Source organism: Caulobacter sp. GW821-FHT10E02, assembly GCF_059415225.1.
In genome coordinates this window covers 454,655-471,420 of sequence record NZ_JBWKMV010000001.1, presented here as the reverse complement: position 1 = coordinate 471,420, position 16,766 = coordinate 454,655, and the positions used below count along the sequence as shown (strand labels likewise).

The window sequence follows — 16,766 nt, the reverse complement described above, 5'->3', positions numbered from 1 at the left end:
CGCCGTGGAAACGCCCCTGCCCGACGACTCGGCCCTGGCCCGCCTGTTCACCCGAGAGCGTCGGACCGGCGCCGCCGCGTGGTTTTCGCTGCCGGGCGGCGCGGTGCTGTTCCGGCCCGGCGAGGACGCCGACCAACTCTATTTCCTGAAGACCGGCCGCCTCGGCGCCTTCCGCCACGAGGAGGGCCAGGAGCCGCAGTTCCTGGGCGTGATCCGGCCGGGCGAACCGGCCGGCGAGATGGCCCTGGTCGGCGGCAGCGCCCATTCCGCCTTCATGGTGGCCTTGCGCGACAGCGAGGTCCTGTCCCTGCCCCGCGAGGATTTCTTCGAGGCGGCCGAGGAAGACCCGCACGTGATGCTGGAGCTGTCGCGGCTGATGATCCGCCGCGCCCGCCAGGCCCAGACCCACGCGGCGATCGGCGATCCGTCGGTGTTCGGCTTCATCGCCGTCGAGCCCGGCGCGGCGATCCGCCCCGTGGTCGAACGCCTGGCCCGCTGCATCGAGGCCCTGGGCTACTCGGTCACCGTCGAGGGCGGCGAGTCGCTGCTGGCCCCGACCGAGTGGTTCAGCAATGTCGAGCGCGAGCACGACTTCGTCCTCTATGTCGCCGAAGCCGACGAGACCGCCTGGAAGCACGTGGTCGGTCGCCAGGTGGACCGCCTGTTCCGCATCGGCCGCGGCGACCGCACGCCGCCCGCCGAAATCCCCTCCTACGCCTCGGGTCCGCTGCAGGCCCAGCGGCTGGTCGACCTGATCCTGCTGCAGTCGGCCACCCTGGCCCGGCCCACCGGCTCGGCCGCCTGGATGGAGGCCACCCAGGCCGCGCGTCTGTTCCATCTGCGCGAGAACGGCCTGGCCGACATGCAGCGGTTGGCCCGAGTGCTGACCGGGCAATCGGTGGGTCTCGTCCTCTCCGGCGGCGGCGCGCGGGCCTATGCCCATATCGGCGCGATCCAGGCGATGCGCGAGCGCGGCATCCCGATCGACTTCGTCGGCGGCGCCTCGATGGGCGCGATCGTGGCCGCCGGCATCGCCATGGGCTGGGACGACGGCGAGCTTGAGCACCGCATCCGCAAGGCCTTCGTCGACACCAGCCCGCTGGACGACATCGCCTTCCCCCTGATCGCCATGACCCGGGGCGAGAAGGTCAAGGCGCGGCTGGACGAGCATTTCGGCACGGTCGACATCAGCGACCTGTGGCTGCCGTTCTTCTGCGTCTCTTCGAACCTGACCTCGGGCGCCTATCAGCTACATCGCACCGGCGACCTGCAATCGGCGCTGCGGGCCTCGATCTCGCTGCCGGGCGTGCTGCCGCCGGCCACCGAGAACGGTCAGGTGCTGGTCGACGGCGCGGTGATGAAGAACTTCCCGGCCGACGTCATGCGCTCGTTCCAACTGGGGCCGATCGTCGGCGTCGATGTCACACGCGGCCGCAGCATCACCGCCGAGGACGTCTACCGCCCGCCCTCGATCTGGAGCTGGATCGTCTCGGGCGAGTGGCGCAAGGGCCCGCCGATCGTGGCCCTGCTGATGCGCGCGGCCACCGTCACCACCGGCCGCGACCTGGCCGCCGCCCGCGAGGCCACCGACGTGCTGGTCACGCCGAAGCTGGAAGGCGTCGACATCCGCGACTGGCGGGCGTTCGAGCCCGCCGTGAAGGCCGGCTACATCGCCGCCAGCCAGGCGCTGGACGCCCTGCACAAACCCATCGACGAGCTGCGCCGCCGGCCCAGCCTGGCCGAGAAGCGCGCGGGGATCACGCCTTCCGCGCGACGATGAAGAGGCGCTTGAACGGGAACAGCGTCACGCCGTCCTCGCGGCGCGGATAGTCCCGCGCCAGCCGAGCCCGCCAGGCGTCGAGGAACGGCTTCTTCTCATCGTCCGGCAGCGCGTCGAGATAGGGCCGCAAGGTCGTGCCCATGGTCCAGTCGACGATCGGGTCCTGGCCATGCAGGGCGTGGAGGTAGGTCGTGGTCCAGATATCGATCTCAGGACAGGTCGGCGCCAGCCAGGCGTAGTAGTCCTCGGCCGCATTGGCGTGGCGCACGCCTTCGACGCCGGTGAACCGTGGCGCCCACGGCCCCTCGGCGGCGATTTCGGTCAGCGTGCCCCGCCAGCCCAGCCCGTCGGCCACCGGCATCTGCACCGCCAGCACGCCGCCGGGCGCGAGGCTGTCGGCCAGACGCGGGATCAAGGTCGCGTGGTCGTCCACCCACTGCAGGGCGGCGTTGCTGAAGATCAGGTCGGCCGGGACATCCGGCGAAAAGCCGTCGATATCGCCGAGCACCCACTCGACTCGGGCTGGCAAGGCCTTGGCCCGCTCCAGCATCTCTGGACTGGAATCCAGGCCCCTCACCCGCGCCGCCGGATGCCGCGCGGCCAGCAGCGCCGCCTGCTCACCCAGGCCGCAGCCCAGGTCCCAGACCTCGCGCGGCTCCAGGTCGCGGGGGATGGCGGTCAGCAGGTCCAGCGCCGGCCGCTCGCGATAGCGGCGATAGAGGGCGTAGACGTCCGGATCCCAGCTGGCCATCAGACCTCCCCATACAACCAAGGATTTTGTGAAGGTTTCTTCTCAAAGGCGAAGATTTACCATACGGTCTGAGTCAGACCCCCAACAGAGGGGTCATAGGGAAGGATTCACGCGGCATGCTCACGCCCATCAATTTCGCCCCTAACGGCCCCCAACCCCGGGCCGGTGGCGTTCGTCGGTTCAACCTCAATCGCCCCATCGCCGTCGGCGCGTCGCTCGCGCTGTGGGCTATGATCCTGGTCGCGGTTCGACTGCTGACGATCTGAGCACTGAGAGCGCGACGCCTCGTCGCGGTCGATCACCCCTTTTCATCCGCGAAATCGGGTCCATATTTGAGTTGTGTTGTTCAACCAACTGAAAGGAGGTGACCAGTGTCTCATTGTCTCCAACCGCGGTCGCAAGTCGTGACCTGGAGCCTTGCGTGTGAGGTCTCCGCCTAGGCGTTGAGCGCCCAAGGTTTCTAAGTCACGTGCTGCGCGAGCGGCTACGACGATGGAGGGCCGTCCCGAGCAATCGGGGCGGCCCTTTTCATGTCCGGCCTCTAGGCCCCGATCAGCTCGCGGCCGATCAGGAAGCGGCGGATCTCGTTGGTGCCGGCGCCGATGTCGTAGAGCTTGGCGTCGCGCAGCAGGCGCTCGACCGGCCACTCCTTGGTGTAGCCTGCGCCGCCCAGGGCCTGGATGGCTTCAAGAGAGACCTTCACCGCGTTTTCCGACGCCATCAGGATCGCGCCGGCGGCGTCGAAGCGGGTGGTCTTGCCGGCGTCGCAGGCGCGGGCCACGGCGTAGACGTAAGCCCGGGCCGAGTTCAGGGCCACGTACATGTCGGCGATCTTGCCCTGCATCAGCTGGAACGAGCCGATGGCCTGGCCGAACTGCTTGCGGTCGCGGACATAGGGCAGGACGATGTCGAGGCAGGCCTGCATGATGCCCAGCGGGCCGGCGCTCAGCACGGCGCGCTCGTAGTCGAGACCGCTCATCAGCACCCCGACGCCGCCGCCGACCGGGCCCATGACGTTCTCTTCCGGGATCTCGCAGTCCTCGAACACCAGCTCGGCGGTGTCGCTGCCACGCATGCCCATCTTGTCCAGCTTCTTGGAGACGCTGAAGCCCTTCATGCCCTTCTCGACGATGAAGGCGGTGATCCGACGCTCGTCCGTCTTGGCGTAGACGACGAGCGTGTCGGCGTGCGGGGCGTTGGTGATCCAGAACTTCGTGCCATTCAGGACGTAGCGGTCGCCGCGCTGCTCGGCGCGCAGCTTCATCGACACGACGTCCGAGCCCGAGCCGGCCTCGCTCATGGCCAGCGAACCGACGTGCTCGCCGCTGATCAGCTTGGGCAGGTAGCGCTGCTTCTGGTCGGGCGTGGCCCAGCGGCGGATCTGGTTGACGCAGAGGTTCGAGTGCGCGCCGTAGCTGAGGCCCACCGAGGCTGAGGCGCGGGAGATCTCCTCCATGGCGATCACGTGCTCGAGATAGCCGAGGCCCAGGCCTCCGAACTCTTCCTCGACCGTGATGCCGTGCAGGCCCAGGTCACCCATCGGGACCCACAGGCCGCGCGGGAATTCATTGGTCTCGTCGATCTGGGCCGCCAACGGCGCGATCTTGTCGGCGGCGAAGCGGGCCGTGGTGTCGCGGATCGCGTCAGCCGTCTCGCCCAGCGCGAAATCCATCGAGGGTGCGAAATTCGTCGTCATAGCTTCCTCCCTAGCACAAACGCCCGCCGGTCTTTGTGACCTGCGGGCGTTCTTGCTCAAGTTCCCCGAGGGAAGCAAAGAAAACTATTCTTCGTCGCTCGCATCGGGACCGGCAAGGCGGCGAAGCAGAAGATAGGCCGAAACCACGAAGCAGATCGCGCCAATCATGCTGGCGCCGTAGCCGAACATCTTCACGCCGGTGTCCGAGCCAGCGGCCACGGTCAGGATCCAGAGGACGCCGCCGCCGAACAGGGCCAGGCCCAGGATGCCCAGGCTGACCAGCAGGCTGGTGTTGCCGAAGCGCGGGGCCTCGGCCTGGACCATCGAGACGTCCATCGGCTGCAGGTCGACTTCCTCGCTGGTCGAGAAGCCGCCCAGATTGAACACCGACGAGCTGGCGGCCGGGCCGCCGAACAGGGTCGGCTCGCTCTGGACCGGCTGCGAGGCCGGGGCGAAGCTTTCGACCGGCGTCGGGCGCTCGACTTCCTCGACCGGCTGCGGCGTCAGGCGGAACGGCGTGAACTCGACCGGCGCGGCGGGCGCCGGCTCGACCGGGGTCGTGGTCTTCTCGTCCTGGAACAGCGCCGGCGCGGATTCCGTGACGGCGGGCTGGGCCGGGACCGGCGGTTCCGGCAGGCCCAGATCCTCCTGGCGCACCGGCTTCGGCGCCGTCGTGGTCGTGGCCGCGCTCGGGGCGGCCAGCGGCGCGTCCGGCAGGATGGCCTCCAGGCGCGCGGCGACGGCGGCGGCCGACGTTTCGGTGGCGGTCGGACCGTCCTCTTCCGGGACGACGACGCTCAGCGGCAGACCTTCCTCGCGCTCGGTGACGACGCGGTCGCCCTCGGTGCGGGTGTTGACGGCCATCGGCGTCTGTTTCGGAATGGCGCAGCTGGCGTCGTAGTCGACCTTCGGGCGCAGCACCGGGCTGGGCGCGGGCACCCATTCGCCGTTGGCCGGCGTCAGGAACAGGGTCTTCTCGGCCGAGCGGCGGCGGACCAGGGCGTCGATGACGATCCGTTCGCCCTCGAAGTCGGCCTTGCGCCACATCTCCATCGCGCACGCCGCTTGCAGCAGCGAGCCCTCGTTGATCCGGCGCAGCACGCCCGAGCGGAGGAAGTTGTCGAGGCCGATATTGAAGGCGAAGCAGACCAGCGCGTCGAACTGGTTCTGGTTCAGCGGCGCGTAGGTGTGTTCGTTGACCGAGTGCGCGACCGAGATCAGGTCGTACAGCAGCAGGGCCTCGGCGTCCTTTTCGGAGACGGAGGCGCCCTCGCGAGCGGTCAGGGTGTGGCCATAGCCGACCGTCCAGCGCCCATCGGGGAGCTGCGCGGCCTTCTGACGGTAGCCTTCGAATCTCTTGATGAGATCGACGGCCGTCCGGGTGACCTGATGGCGCGGTTTCATCGCGGAGTTTGACCCAGTTTGAGACAGACGCGGATGCGTTCGCCTGTCTCGGCGCAAGGTCGGCGCCAGTTTCCCCCTCCGGGCGAAGAAACCGGATTAGTGCAGCAACAGCGCCGCGATCAGCAGCACCGCGAAGAAGCCCGTGAAATCCGTCAGGAAGGTCACGAAGATCGACGACGACACCGCTGGGTCGCGGCCCATCTTCTCCAGCGCTAGGGGCATCAGGATGCCCCCGAGGGCGGCGGTGAAGATGTTGGCGATCAGGGCCGAGCCGACAATAATCGCCAGCTTGCCGTGATGGTCGGCGGGTCCGAAGAAGAGATAGGTCGCCGCGCCCATGACCAGGGCCAGGCACACGCCGTTGACCAGGCCGACCAGCAGCTCGCGCAGCACGATGCGACGGGCGTTGGCCGTGGTCAGTTCCTTGCTGGACAGGGCCCGCACGGCCACGGCCAGGGTCTGGGTGCCGGCGTTGCCGCCCAGCGACGAGACGATCGGCATCAGGATGGCCAGGGCCACCAGTTGGGCGATCTCGGCCTGGAAGATGGCCACGCCGCTGACGGCCAGCGTCGCGGTGGCCAGGTTGAGCATCAGCCACGGCAGGCGCGACTTGACGATCTCGATCACCGAGGCGTCACGGCCAGCGTCGGACACACCGGCCAGGGCGAGAATGTCTTCCTGCGCTTCGTCGCGGATGACCTCGACGATGTCGTCGACGGTGATCTGGCCCACCAGGCGTCCGCCCGGATCGATCACGGGGGCACTGATCAGGTGGTACTTGTCGAAGATATAGGCGACCTCTTCCTGGTCCATGCCGACATCGATTTCGGTCGCCGCTTCCATCAGCTCGGCCAGCGGCGTCTCGCGACGGCTGCGCAGCAGGATGCTGATCGGGATCGCGCCGACGGGCTTGTAGGTCGGATCGACCACATAGACGTCGAAGAAGAGTTCGGGCAGCTGGTCGCCCGCCTCGCGGACGTGGTCGATCGTCTGGCCGACGGTCCAGAATTCCGGCGCGGCCAGGAATTCGCGCTGCATCAGGCGGCCGGCCGTCTCGTCCTCGTACGACAGGGTCGTCTCGATGGCGGCGCGGTCGGTCTCGCCCATGGCGGCCAGCACCTGGAAGCGCTTGGTGTCGTCCAGGTCGTCGATGACGTCGGCGGCGTCGTCGGTGTCCAGTTCTTCCAGCGCCCGAGCCAGGGTCACGGACGGGGTCGCTTCCAGCACCTCCTCGCGGAGGTTCTCGTCCATTTCCGAGAGGATCTCGCCCAGGGCTTCCGGGTCGAGCAGCGGGATCACGTCCTCGCGGTAGTCGGCGGTCAGGAAGCCCATGAGGTCGGCGACGTCGGCCGGCTCCAGCGCCGTGACCAGTTCGCGCAGACGCTTGAGGTCGCCGCTGTCGACCGCGTCGATCACCATCTCGACGTATTCGGGATTGAGGGCGTAGTCGTCGCCGAGGGCGAGATCTTCCAGCTCCTCGGGCGTCTCGGATTTGGCCAGCGGAATATCGTCCAGCATTTCGTCGGTCAGTTCGGCGGTTTCCCGGGTCATGGGGGCCTCCTGAGCTCTAAAGCTGCTGAGTTCGTGGCTGGTGGGTCCGATGAAGCGTCCCTGAGGCGAAATCAGGGCCTGAAACGATTAGAGCGCCCCCAGCGAGTCGGAAACCGATTTCGCCGAGAGCGCTCTATTCTGTGTTCAACACTGGTGCGGTCGAGAAGACTCGAACTTCCACATCTTGCGATACAGCGACCTCAACGCTGCGCGTCTACCAATTCCGCCACGACCGCATCGTGGTGAGGGGCGGCTGGTAGCAAACTGAATCAGCTTTGGGAAGCCGGAAGTTCGAGTATGTCGAACTTCACGCCTGCGACGAATTAAGCGCCGCCGGCCATGTAGTCATAGACGTCGGCCGCGCGGGTCACCTGGATGGCGATGCGGTCGTCGCTGATCTGGATTTCGCCGCGCGCGATCGGGTGGTTGTTGGCCAGGATCCAGACCTCGTCATTGGTCTTGGCGTCCAGCGGGATCACCGCGCCGCGGCCCATGCGCAGCAGCTGCTGCATGGGTAGAATCGAGCGTCCCAGCAGAACGGAGATCTCGACATTGACGGCGTTGACCTGGCTCACGAAGTAAGACCCTTGAACTGACACACGCGACCGACCGGGTCGCCACCGTCTCGATCGCAAGATTAGGGCCACATGCTTGCTCTCCCGTTAAGCGCTGAAAATACAGGACTTCCGACGATGGGGCGCGACGACGGCGCGCCCGTGGGGTGGGCGGTTTCGACCGGCTACGTGGATTACCCGGCAGCCGTTGCCGCCATGGAGGCCCGCGCGGCCGCCATCGCCGACGGAACGGCGGGCGAACTGATCTGGCTTTTGGAGCATCCGCCGCTCTACACGGCTGGCGTTTCGGCCAAGCCGGGCGACCTGATCGAGCCCGACCGCTTCCCCGTGTTCGAGAGCGGGCGCGGCGGGCAGTTCACCTATCACGGCCCCGGCCAGCGGGTGGCCTATGTTATGCTGGACCTGACCAAGCGCGGCCGCGACGTGCGCGCCTTCGTGGCGGCGCTGGAGGCCTGGATCATCGACGCCCTGGCCGCCTTCAACGTCACCGGCGAGCTGCGCGACGGCCGTGTCGGCGTCTGGGTCGAGCGCAAGGGCGCCGGCTGGAGCCGCGAGGACAAGATCGCCGCCATCGGGGTGAAGCTGCGCAAGTGGGTCAGCTTCCACGGCATGAGCCTGAACGTGGAGCCGGACCTTGGCCACTTCAGCGGCATCGTGCCGTGCGGCCAGGTCGAGCACGGCGTCACCAGCCTGGTGGACCTCGGCTTGCCCGTCACGCTCGACGAGGCCGACGCGGCCCTGAAGGCCAGCTTCCAGAAGATCTTCGGCCCGGTCGAGGACGCGGGCGCTCCAGCCTAGGGTCATGGGAGCTCATCCTCATGCGGCGAGCCGCTGAAGGTGTTGGGGAGGCGACGGAGCGGCCGGGCGAACCCGGAGACCGTAGGGTTTGTTGTGTTTCGGCTCGCTGACCGCTCAGCCAGGCTGTTCTTGCCCGTGAGGATGGGAGGCGTGAGCGTATTTCAGCTCGGGTCCCCACTAGCCCCCGGACGGGCGCGGACCAAGTCGATCGGCTACATCCGTCTCGACCCCGACGATCCACGATAGGCGGCTTATACGATCACCGCCCTGTCGCTCCGCTGATGGCTTTGGCCCCGGAGACTGCCCGTCCGCCTGCCGATCTGCCTGAAGAGTACAGATGCGACGGCCTTCGAGCCTCCAGGAACCGCAGCGGCCCCGCTCAACCTAGCCCCGCCGCCGTCTTGGGCCGGATCCAAACGCCCTCCCCCGCGACGGGGATGGCTATGAGTATGGGGCGGGGTTGAGCGCGGATCATTCAGCGGCGTGTAAAATCGACAAGGGGTTGATTTCGCACGGTTCGAGATCGCGAACGCCGAGGATAGAGCGCGCTGTATCCCCTTCTCCCCTTGCGGGAGAAGGTGTCAGCGAAGCTGACGGATGAGGGGTCGAAAGGCCTGTCCGGATAGCGGAGCGCAACCCCTCACCCGACCCGCTGCGCGGGCCACCCTCTCCCGCAAGGGGAGAGGGGGCTTCTAAATCGCGATCTGCTGCAGCGGGTTGGGCCCATACCGGTTGGCGCCCTGCTCGCCGCCCATCACGCCCAGTTCGACGACCGCCCAGATGATCACCAGCGAGAACGCGAAGTCGGTGAAGCTGCTGGGCAGCGGCCAGACGGCGATCACGGCCATCAGGATCAGCATGGCCCACCAGCCCGACCGTCCTCGATCATGCAGGCGCTTGGACACCACGCAGGCGGCCGAAAACAGCAGCACCGGATAGACCAGCCAGCCGGTCAGCAGGTGCAGGGTGTGGCCATCGCCGATCATGGCCTCGTACAGCCACGCCAGGCCCAGCAGCACGCCGGAGGCGATCAGGAACGGCGTCCGCGCCAGCCTGCCGTTCGACGACAGGAACAGCTCCGCCCATTCGCTACGATCGCTCATTTCGCCTTGGCTCCGAGTCGGCGAGTGCGCCGAAGCGGCAATCTAGGCTTTTGACGCCTCGCTCGAAAGAGCAGGTTCCGACGTCGCCTCACCACCCAGCACGAGCGGATTCTTGTTCACGCCGCCGATGGGAGGGCCATAGCGGTTGGTTCCGCCCGTTCCCGGCATCAGCGCGTAGTCGATGAGCACGTAGAGCACCAAGGCGACATGAGCCATCACTAGTGGCGGCGTATGACCCAGCCTCTCGTTCGCGGCTTCGGCCGCCAGCCTCAAGAGCAGGATCAGGATCGAGAACCAGGCGGGACGGCCACGATCATGGCCACGCTTGATCATCAGGACAGCGTAGCCCCACAGCATCAAGAGACCCAAAATCACCGTCAGGGCTTCGCCAAACGGCGCCGGAACGAAGTGGCAGCCCAGCGCCAGAAGCGCGAGCACGAACGTCAGGGCGATCCAATAGCCCCAGAACTCGCCGCGCCCTATCCGCCCGTTGCCGGAGAGATAGATCTCAAGGATGTGCCTGGAGTTGAGCTTGGCCATGCGCCTTGCATGACTCAACCCTGGATATCGTGCAAGTCGCCTTACGCGAACTCCACCAGCACCTCATCGGCCGCGACCGGATCGCCCCCCTTGGCGTTGACCGCCTTCACCACCCCATCGCGCTCGGCGCGGATGATGTTCTGCATCTTCATGGCCTCGAGCACGCAGACCACCTCGCCCTCGCGGACCTGCTGGCCGGTGACGACGTCCATCGAGACCACCAGGCCCGGCATCGGCGACAGCACCAGCTTGGAGGTGTCGGCGGCCTGCTTCTCGGGCAGCTTGTCGTGCAGTTCGGCGTTGCGCGGGGTCAGGACCAGAACCCGGGCCTTGGTGGCGCGGTGGCGGATGTCGAAGCCCTCGGCGGCCGGCGCGGCCTGGACCGTGAAGACCTTGCCGCCCAGGGCCGCCTTGAACACCGGCTTGCCCGGACGCCAGTCGATGTCGGTCAGAACCAGGGTGCGGCCCTCGTCGAGCAGTTCGACGGAGACGTCGCCCTCCCCGCTGACCTTCACGCGGCGCTTGGCGTGGCCGACCGCGACGATCCAGTCGGCGCGCGGCGGGCCGGCCAGGCCCGAGGCGTAGGACCGGGCGCGGGCCGCATAGACCCGCTGCATGGCCGCGCCGACGGCGGTCAGGATATCGATCTGCTCAGGCGTCGGCGCCGCGCCGGCGAAGCCCTCGGGGAACTCGTCCTTGATGTAGTTGGTCGAGATCTTGCCGGACCGGAAGCGCTCCTGGTCCATCACCGCGGCCAGGAACGGGATGTTCTGGCCCAGGCCCTCGATGTGGAAGTCCTCCAGCGCCCGGCCCATGCCGTCGATCGCCTCCAGGCGGGTCGGGGCCCAGGTGCAGAGCTTGGAGATCATCGGGTCGTAGTACATCGAGATCTCGTCGCCCTCGCGGACGCCGGCGTCGTTGCGGACCTTGTAGCCTTCCCGCTGTCCCTCCTCCGGAGGGTCGTAACGGACCAGGCGGCCGATCGAGGGCAGGAACTTGCGGTACGGGTCCTCGGCGTAAATGCGGCTCTCGATGGCCCAGCCGTTGATCTTCAGGTCATCCTGACCGAAGGCCATCTTCTCCCCGTAGGCCGAGCGGATCATCTGCTCGACGAGGTCCAGGCCCGTGATCAGCTCGGTGACCGGGTGCTCGACCTGCAGGCGGGTGTTCATCTCCAGGAAGAAGAAGCTCTTGTCCTGGCCGGCGACGAACTCGACCGTGCCCGCAGAGTCGTAGTTGACGGCCTTGGCCAGGGCGACGGCCTGGGCGCCCATGGCGGCGCGGGTGGCCTCGTCCAGCAGGGGCGACGGGGCCTCCTCGATGACCTTCTGGTTCCGGCGCTGGATCGAGCACTCGCGCTCGAACAGGTGGACGACGTTGCCGTGCTTGTCGCCCAGCACCTGGATCTCGATGTGGCGCGGGCTTTCGATGAACTTCTCGATGAAGATGCGGTCGTCGCCGAAGCTGGCCTTGGCCTCGGCGCGGACGGCAGGGAAGCCCTCCTCGACGTCCTTGCGGTTCCAGGCCACGCGGATGCCCTTGCCGCCGCCGCCGGCCGACGCCTTGATCATCACCGGATAGCCGATCTGCTCGGAGATCGTCACGGCCTCGGCGGTGTCGGCGATCTCGCCGATGTGGCCGGGCACGCAGGAGACGCCCGAGGCCTGGGCGAACTTCTTGCTCTCGATCTTGTCGCCCATGGCGCTGATGGCGCCAGGGTTGGGACCGATGAAGACGACGCCCTCGTCGGCGCAGCGCTGGGCGAAGCTGGCGTTCTCGGACAGGAAGCCAAAGCCCGGGTGCACCGCTTGCGCGCCCGTCTGCTTGCAGGCGGCGATGATCTTGTCGGCGACGAGGTAGGACTGAGCGGCCGGCGAGGCGCCGATGTGCACGGTCTCGTCGGCCATCTCGACGGCCAGCGAGCCGGCGTCTGCGTCGGAATAGACGACCACGGTCTTGATGCCCAGGCGGCGGCACGTCTTGATCACACGGACGGCGATCTCACCCCGGTTGGCGATCAGAATCTTGGAAAACATCGCAACTTCCGCCCAAAGATTTTGTGCTTTGCAGCACGGCCTATCAGTCCCCGTCGGGTTTGCAAGCTTGCCCTTAGGGCGCTAAACCAGAGCTCAGGCATGACACCGGTTTCCATTAGTGCGGAAGCTGCGATGGACGCCACCGGGAGGAGACAACTGATGAAGGCGATTTTCCTGGGATCGGCCTGCGCGCTGATCCTCGCCAACGCCGCTGCGGCCGCTCAGAGCGCTGAACCGGCGCTGCTGTTCAAGGTCTCGGGTGACAAGGGCCTGGTGGCCGACGTCGCCGCCGGCGACCCCACTCCGAACTTCGCCGACAAGGTCACGCCGATCGCCGACGGCAAGGCGGGCAAGGGCTTCCACGCCGAGGACGACGGCGTCGTCTCGTGGAACGCGCCCGGCAACATCCAGGCCCAGCGGGGCACGCTCTCCTTCTTCTGGCGCTCGGGCTATCCGGTCGGCGTCGCGCCGTTCGTGATCTTCCGCGTCGGCTATGCCGACCACTCCAGCTGGGACATGGCGTTCCTGCGCATCGACTGGAACGGCCACGGCTTCGACGCCTTCGTCACCGACAACGGTCTCGCCCGCACACGCGTGTCGTTCAAGGTCGACAAGAACCCGGCCGCCGACGCCTGGACGCACCTGGCCTTCACCTGGGACGAGACGACCGGCGTGCAGCTGTTCGTCGACGGCAAGCTGGCCGCCAAGACCGAGACCAAGGCCGTCTATGACGCCGGTCTCGACCAGTTCGGCGTCGCCGGCCGCGTGGTCGCCCCGCACCAGGTGCAGAGCCGCTACAACTTCACCCGCGGCGGCGACCTGGACGAGCTGCGCGTCTACGACCGTCCGCTGGCCGCCGACGCCATCGCCGCGCTCGCCCGCAACGAAGCGCCTGCTGCCGCCGCCCCGGTCGCGACGCTGGACGACCCGGCCATCCACGCCGCCTGGAAGCAGCGCTACGGCTGGAACAAGGACCTCCCGCCGCTCCTGACCGACGCCAAGACCACGATCCGCAAGGTCGAGTTCAAGGACGCCAAGGACATCAAGGAATGGATGTGGAAGGGCACGGACGGCATCGCCGAGACCACCTGGCCCGGCGTCTACAACCGCTCGCGCCTGCCTGGCCGTAACGACTACTTCCAGCTCCCGGACTGGAACGTCTATGTCGACGGCGGCAAGGCCCTGACCCTGTCCCTGCCCGACGAGCCGGTGAACCGGATCGAGATCCAGGGCCCGGCCTATGGCGACCTCAGCTGGGCCGCGAAGGCCGGCGACAAGGGCGCTTCGGTTGGTACGCGCCCCAAGGACCAGGAGCGCACGGTCAACACCCTGGCCAAGCCCCTGACCGGCGGCGTCCTGACCTTCACCAACGTGGCCCAGGAGACCCCGATCCAGGAGATCTGGGCCTACAACGTCAGCGCCGGCGCCGAGCCCAAGGACGCGTTCAAGATGAGCTACGTGGTCCGCGCCGACGTGGCGCCGGACTATCTGAACCTGGCGCAGCTCAACGCCTACATCACCGGCCGCCACCCGGCCGGCGAGCGCGCCACCGTCGTGGCCCTGCCCGAGGGCGCGCCCAGCCGCAAGCGTCCCGCCGGCGACCTGACCGCCAAGGGCCTGCCGATTGTCCACGTGCTGATCCCGTCGGGCTTCGGCGACGCCCCGGCCGCTCAAGCGCTAGCCCGCAACTGGGCCTATGGCTGGGAGAACGCCCGCGACGGTCTGGACGGCGTCGCCATCGACATCCCCGCCCTGCCCGGCGCGGCCGGAACGACCATCCCGCTGAACATCCAGGTCAAGGATCCGATCTGGCCGGGCCGCAACATGATCGACGTCAGCGTCTCGGTGAAGGCCGGCGAGGCCCGCACCGTGTGGCTGGACATGCGCGACCGCATCCTCACCTCGGACAGCCTGTACCTGACCATCGCCGCCGACAGCACCGACTTCGGTCCCAAGGCCCTGGACGGCGCCAAGATCCGCCTGGTGCTGAAGGACCGCGACAAGGCCAAGGCCGAGCACGTCGCCGACCGCCTGAACCAGGTGAAGGACAACTGGGCCTTCCTGGTCGAGGAGCACACCACCTCCAAGCGCCAGGGCCTCTATCGCCGCCTCTATGCCGACATCACCGACCTGCTGAAGGTCGATCCCGACAACCAGATCGGCCGTGAGTACTGGGGCGACATCACCTATGGCAGCCAGGGCTGGCCGGCGTTCGAACAGCCCAAGCCGACCGACAACACCCCGCTGTGGGCCTTCCGCCAGCTGGAGGACCTCAAGCTGGTCTCCAAGTTCGTCAACTGGTGGGTCGATGAGCGCCAGTCGGACTTCGGCGACTTCGGCGGCGGCATCTCGGACGACACCGACCTGCTGCAACAGTGGCCGGCCCTGGTGCTGATGGGCGTCCAGCCCGACAAGCTGACGACCTCGCACGACCGCCTGGCCGACGCCGCCCACAAGAACGGCATGTTCACCGACGGCCTGTCGACCATCGTCACCGACGAGCTGCACGCCTACGAGGAAGGCATCAACTCGGACGCCGAGGCGATGTACATCCACTACGGCGAGCCCAAAGCGGTCGAGCGGATGTTCGCCACCGTGAAGGCCCTGCCGCGCGTCATCGACAAGAACCCGGCCGGCCACGTCCACTTCAACACCAACTGGTACAGCGGCAAGATCTCGTACCGCGAGGGGCCGTGGGAGTGGCAGAAGCCGTACTCGTTCGGCGTCACCCACCCGGCGATCCTGACCAGCGACTACAACGGCGACAAGACCGCCCGCGACCTGGTCATCGGCCTCGCCGACGGCTACCTGGCCCACGTCGGCAAGGACGGCTCGTACCCCAACGAGATCAACTGGCGCAGCGACGCCGAGCGCGGCGGCACGGTGCTGCAGGGCTCCGGCGCCGACGGCCCGTTCCAGGTGTTCTGGCAGGCGTACCGTCTGACCGGCGACCAGAAGTACCTGGTCCCGATCAAGTGGCGCATCTCCAAGAACAGCATCAAGTCGCTGGGCAGCATCAACGAGAACGCCCTGACCGAGATGGGCCTGGGCGCCGCCGCCAAGGATCAGATCCTGGCCGCCGCCAAGAAGGGCGGCGCGCTGGAGCGCTACAGCGCCTGGACCCTGACCGGCGACAAGACATTCCTCGAGGACCTCTATGCCGACGAGATCCAGTTCAACGACCAGCACATGTACATGCACACCGAAGGCCACTGGTGGTCCGACCGTGTGGAGCTGCCGTCCGACATCCTGCAACGCACGCGGATGGGCGGCATCGCCAACAAGCGCAGCCAGATGACTCCGGGCCACACCGTCTCGTGGCGCTTCGACGGCGTCGACGGCACGGACGTGGCGCTGCTGGTCAAGGACGCCACCAAGACCGGCTTCAAGGTCATCGCCTACAACACCACCGACAAGCCGGTGACGGCGACCATGACCGGCTGGAACGTCGCGCCGGGCCAGTGGAGCCTGTCGCAAGGCCTCGACGCCAACGGCGATGACGCGATCGACGGTTCGGCCGAGACTCGCGCCCTGCCGTTCGAGCGCAGCCTCGGGACCAAGGTCGTGCTAGCTCCGCGCCAGACCACGGTCATCGACATGAAGCTGGTCACGGCCGGCGACGATCCGGCCAAGCGCGCCGATCTCGGTATCGGTCGCGACGACGTGGTGGTGAAGGGCTCGGCGATCACCGCCACGGTCCACAGCCTGGGCGCCCAGGACGCCGCGCCGGCCAAGCTCGAACTGGTCGACGCGGCCGGCAAGGTGCTGGCCACTGCGCCGACCCCGGCCCTGAAGGCCCCGACGGACCTGCTGCCCAAGACGGCTTCGGTGAAGCTGAAGATCCCGGCCGGCGTGAAGGCTCAAGGGCTCCGCGTCCGCATCGTCGCCGCCCAACCCCAGAACACCACCCTGAACGACGAGGTCGTGCTGCCATGAAGACCATCGCCCTGATCGCCGCCGGCCTGCTCCTGACGGGGGGCTCGGCGCTCGCCCAGACCGCTCCGGCGGCGGCTCCGGCCGCTCCGCCCTCGCCGCCCTATTCCAGCCGCGTGATCACCCTGGCCGAGGCCAAGACCGTGGTCGCCGCCGCCGAGGCCGAGGCCCGCAAGAACGGCTGGACCATGGTCATCACCGTGCTGGAGTCGAACGGCCAGCCGGTCCTGACCGAGAAGATGGACGGCACCCAGTACGGCTCGGGCGAGGTCGCCCACAAGAAGGCCGCGACCGCCGCCAACTTCCGCAAGCCCTCGTCCTACTTCCAGGACGCGGTGAAGGCCGGCACGCTGAACGCGATCTTCACCGGCGCCATGGCGCTGGAGGGCGGCGAGCTGTTGCTGGTCGACGGCAAGATCGTCGGCGCGATCGGCGTCTCGGGCGGCTCGGCGGTTCAGGACGGCCAGGTGGCGCGGGTGGGCGTGGCGGCGATCAAGTAATCCCCCAAATCCGATTTCCCCGGCGAATGCCGGGGCCCAGATGCAAGAGCGCCCGCGTTCCGGACAGGATCGCGGGCGTTTTGCATGAACCTCAGCGTC

12 protein-coding genes, 1 tRNA gene and 2 pseudogenes are annotated in these 16,766 nt (G+C 67.7%); 6 read left to right on the top strand and 9 right to left on the bottom strand.

The window, feature by feature from the left end; all coding sequences use genetic code 11:
- The first annotated feature begins 4 nt into the window (after window positions 1–4).
- Window positions 5–1,780, top strand: a complete 1,776-nt coding sequence (locus AC07NI_RS02295; RefSeq protein WP_494615711.1) for a patatin-like phospholipase family protein — start codon at window positions 5–7, stop codon at window positions 1,778–1,780.
- Here the strand turns inward: AC07NI_RS02295 and AC07NI_RS02290 are convergent.
- Window positions 1,758–2,531, bottom strand: a complete 774-nt coding sequence (locus tag AC07NI_RS02290; RefSeq protein ID WP_494615708.1) for a methyltransferase domain-containing protein — start codon at window positions 2,529–2,531, stop codon at window positions 1,758–1,760. The genes AC07NI_RS02295 and AC07NI_RS02290 overlap by 23 nt on opposite strands.
- 116 nt (window positions 2,532–2,647) lie before the next feature.
- On the opposite strand from AC07NI_RS02290, the gene AC07NI_RS02285 reads away from it, so the two are divergent.
- Window positions 2,648–2,797, top strand: coding sequence for a hypothetical protein (locus tag AC07NI_RS02285; RefSeq protein ID WP_494615705.1), 150 nt, complete (start codon window positions 2,648–2,650; stop codon window positions 2,795–2,797).
- 88 nt (window positions 2,798–2,885) lie between these two features.
- A pseudogene (locus tag AC07NI_RS02280) lies at window positions 2,886–2,971 on the top strand (hypothetical protein).
- A gap of 101 nt (window positions 2,972–3,072) precedes the next feature.
- Here AC07NI_RS02280 and AC07NI_RS02275 read toward each other — a convergent pair.
- The 5 genes from AC07NI_RS02275 to AC07NI_RS02255 form a co-directional block, all read right to left on the bottom strand.
- Window positions 3,073–4,227 (bottom strand): isovaleryl-CoA dehydrogenase, encoded by a 1,155-nt coding sequence (locus AC07NI_RS02275; RefSeq protein WP_494615701.1) that lies wholly within the window; start codon window positions 4,225–4,227, stop codon window positions 3,073–3,075.
- An 84-nt stretch (window positions 4,228–4,311) separates the two neighbouring features.
- Window positions 4,312–5,631 (bottom strand): lysozyme-family localization factor SpmX, encoded by a 1,320-nt coding sequence (spmX, locus tag AC07NI_RS02270; protein ID WP_494615697.1) that lies wholly within the window; start codon window positions 5,629–5,631, stop codon window positions 4,312–4,314.
- 96 nt (window positions 5,632–5,727) lie between these two features.
- Window positions 5,728–7,182 carry a magnesium transporter gene (gene mgtE / locus AC07NI_RS02265; RefSeq protein ID WP_494615695.1) on the bottom strand — a complete coding sequence of 485 codons (1,455 nt, stop codon included), beginning with the start codon at window positions 7,180–7,182 and terminating at the stop codon, window positions 5,728–5,730.
- A 151-nt stretch (window positions 7,183–7,333) separates the two neighbouring features.
- Window positions 7,334–7,418, bottom strand: a tRNA-Leu gene (locus tag AC07NI_RS02260).
- 87 nt (window positions 7,419–7,505) lie between these two features.
- The gene (locus AC07NI_RS02255; protein ID WP_492919988.1) at window positions 7,506–7,817 is read right to left on the bottom strand and encodes a FliM/FliN family flagellar motor switch protein; all 312 of its coding nucleotides are present in this window, start codon (window positions 7,815–7,817) and stop codon (window positions 7,506–7,508) included.
- A gap of 12 nt (window positions 7,818–7,829) precedes the next feature.
- Between AC07NI_RS02255 and lipB the strand changes: the two genes are divergently transcribed.
- Entirely contained in the window at window positions 7,830–8,555 is a 726-nt protein-coding gene (gene lipB, locus AC07NI_RS02250) for a lipoyl(octanoyl) transferase LipB (RefSeq protein ID WP_494615689.1), read from the top strand.
- 692 nt (window positions 8,556–9,247) lie between these two features.
- Here lipB and AC07NI_RS02245 read toward each other — a convergent pair.
- From AC07NI_RS02245 to AC07NI_RS02235, 3 genes are read right to left on the bottom strand one after another with little or no spacing between them, the layout of a single operon-like run.
- Window positions 9,248–9,658 carry a DUF805 domain-containing protein gene (locus tag AC07NI_RS02245; RefSeq protein WP_494615685.1) on the bottom strand — a complete coding sequence of 137 codons (411 nt, stop codon included), beginning with the start codon at window positions 9,656–9,658 and terminating at the stop codon, window positions 9,248–9,250.
- 42 nt (window positions 9,659–9,700) lie between these two features.
- On the bottom strand, window positions 9,701–10,198 hold the full coding sequence (locus AC07NI_RS02240; RefSeq protein ID WP_494615682.1) for a DUF805 domain-containing protein: 498 nt from the start codon (window positions 10,196–10,198) through the stop codon (window positions 9,701–9,703).
- 41 nt (window positions 10,199–10,239) lie between these two features.
- Window positions 10,240–12,234: an acetyl-CoA carboxylase biotin carboxylase subunit gene (locus AC07NI_RS02235; protein WP_494615680.1), complete on the bottom strand. Its 1,995-nt coding sequence runs from the start codon at window positions 12,232–12,234 to the stop codon at window positions 10,240–10,242.
- 21 nt (window positions 12,235–12,255) lie between these two features.
- On the opposite strand from AC07NI_RS02235, the pseudogene AC07NI_RS02230 reads away from it, so the two are divergent.
- Both AC07NI_RS02230 and AC07NI_RS02225 read left to right on the top strand, forming a co-directional pair.
- Window positions 12,256–16,170 (top strand): annotated as a pseudogene (locus AC07NI_RS02230) (LamG-like jellyroll fold domain-containing protein).
- Window positions 16,167–16,667, top strand: coding sequence for a GlcG/HbpS family heme-binding protein (locus AC07NI_RS02225; RefSeq protein WP_494615676.1), 501 nt, complete (start codon window positions 16,167–16,169; stop codon window positions 16,665–16,667). Before AC07NI_RS02230 ends, AC07NI_RS02225 begins: the two are co-directional and overlap by 4 nt.
- Window positions 16,668–16,766: the final 99 nt, after the last annotated feature.

Excerpts from the sequence above, each read along its gene's own strand:
- AC07NI_RS02290 (WP_494615708.1), bottom strand. The coding sequence starts at position 2,531 with ATGGCCAGCTGGGATCCGGACGTCTACGCCCTCTATCGCCGCTATCGC.
- AC07NI_RS02285 (WP_494615705.1), top strand. The coding sequence starts at position 2,648 with ATGCTCACGCCCATCAATTTCGCCCCTAACGGCCCCCAACCCCGGGCC.
- AC07NI_RS02275 (WP_494615701.1), bottom strand. The coding sequence starts at position 4,227 with ATGACGACGAATTTCGCACCCTCGATGGATTTCGCGCTGGGCGAGACG.
- spmX (WP_494615697.1), bottom strand. The coding sequence starts at position 5,631 with ATGAAACCGCGCCATCAGGTCACCCGGACGGCCGTCGATCTCATCAAG.
- mgtE (WP_494615695.1), bottom strand. The coding sequence starts at position 7,182 with ATGACCCGGGAAACCGCCGAACTGACCGACGAAATGCTGGACGATATT.
- lipB (WP_494615689.1), top strand. The coding sequence starts at position 7,830 with ATGCTTGCTCTCCCGTTAAGCGCTGAAAATACAGGACTTCCGACGATG.
- AC07NI_RS02245 (WP_494615685.1), bottom strand. The coding sequence starts at position 9,658 with ATGAGCGATCGTAGCGAATGGGCGGAGCTGTTCCTGTCGTCGAACGGC.
- AC07NI_RS02240 (WP_494615682.1), bottom strand. The coding sequence starts at position 10,198 with ATGGCCAAGCTCAACTCCAGGCACATCCTTGAGATCTATCTCTCCGGC.
- AC07NI_RS02235 (WP_494615680.1), bottom strand. The coding sequence starts at position 12,234 with ATGTTTTCCAAGATTCTGATCGCCAACCGGGGTGAGATCGCCGTCCGT.
- AC07NI_RS02225 (WP_494615676.1), top strand. The coding sequence starts at position 16,167 with ATGAAGACCATCGCCCTGATCGCCGCCGGCCTGCTCCTGACGGGGGGC.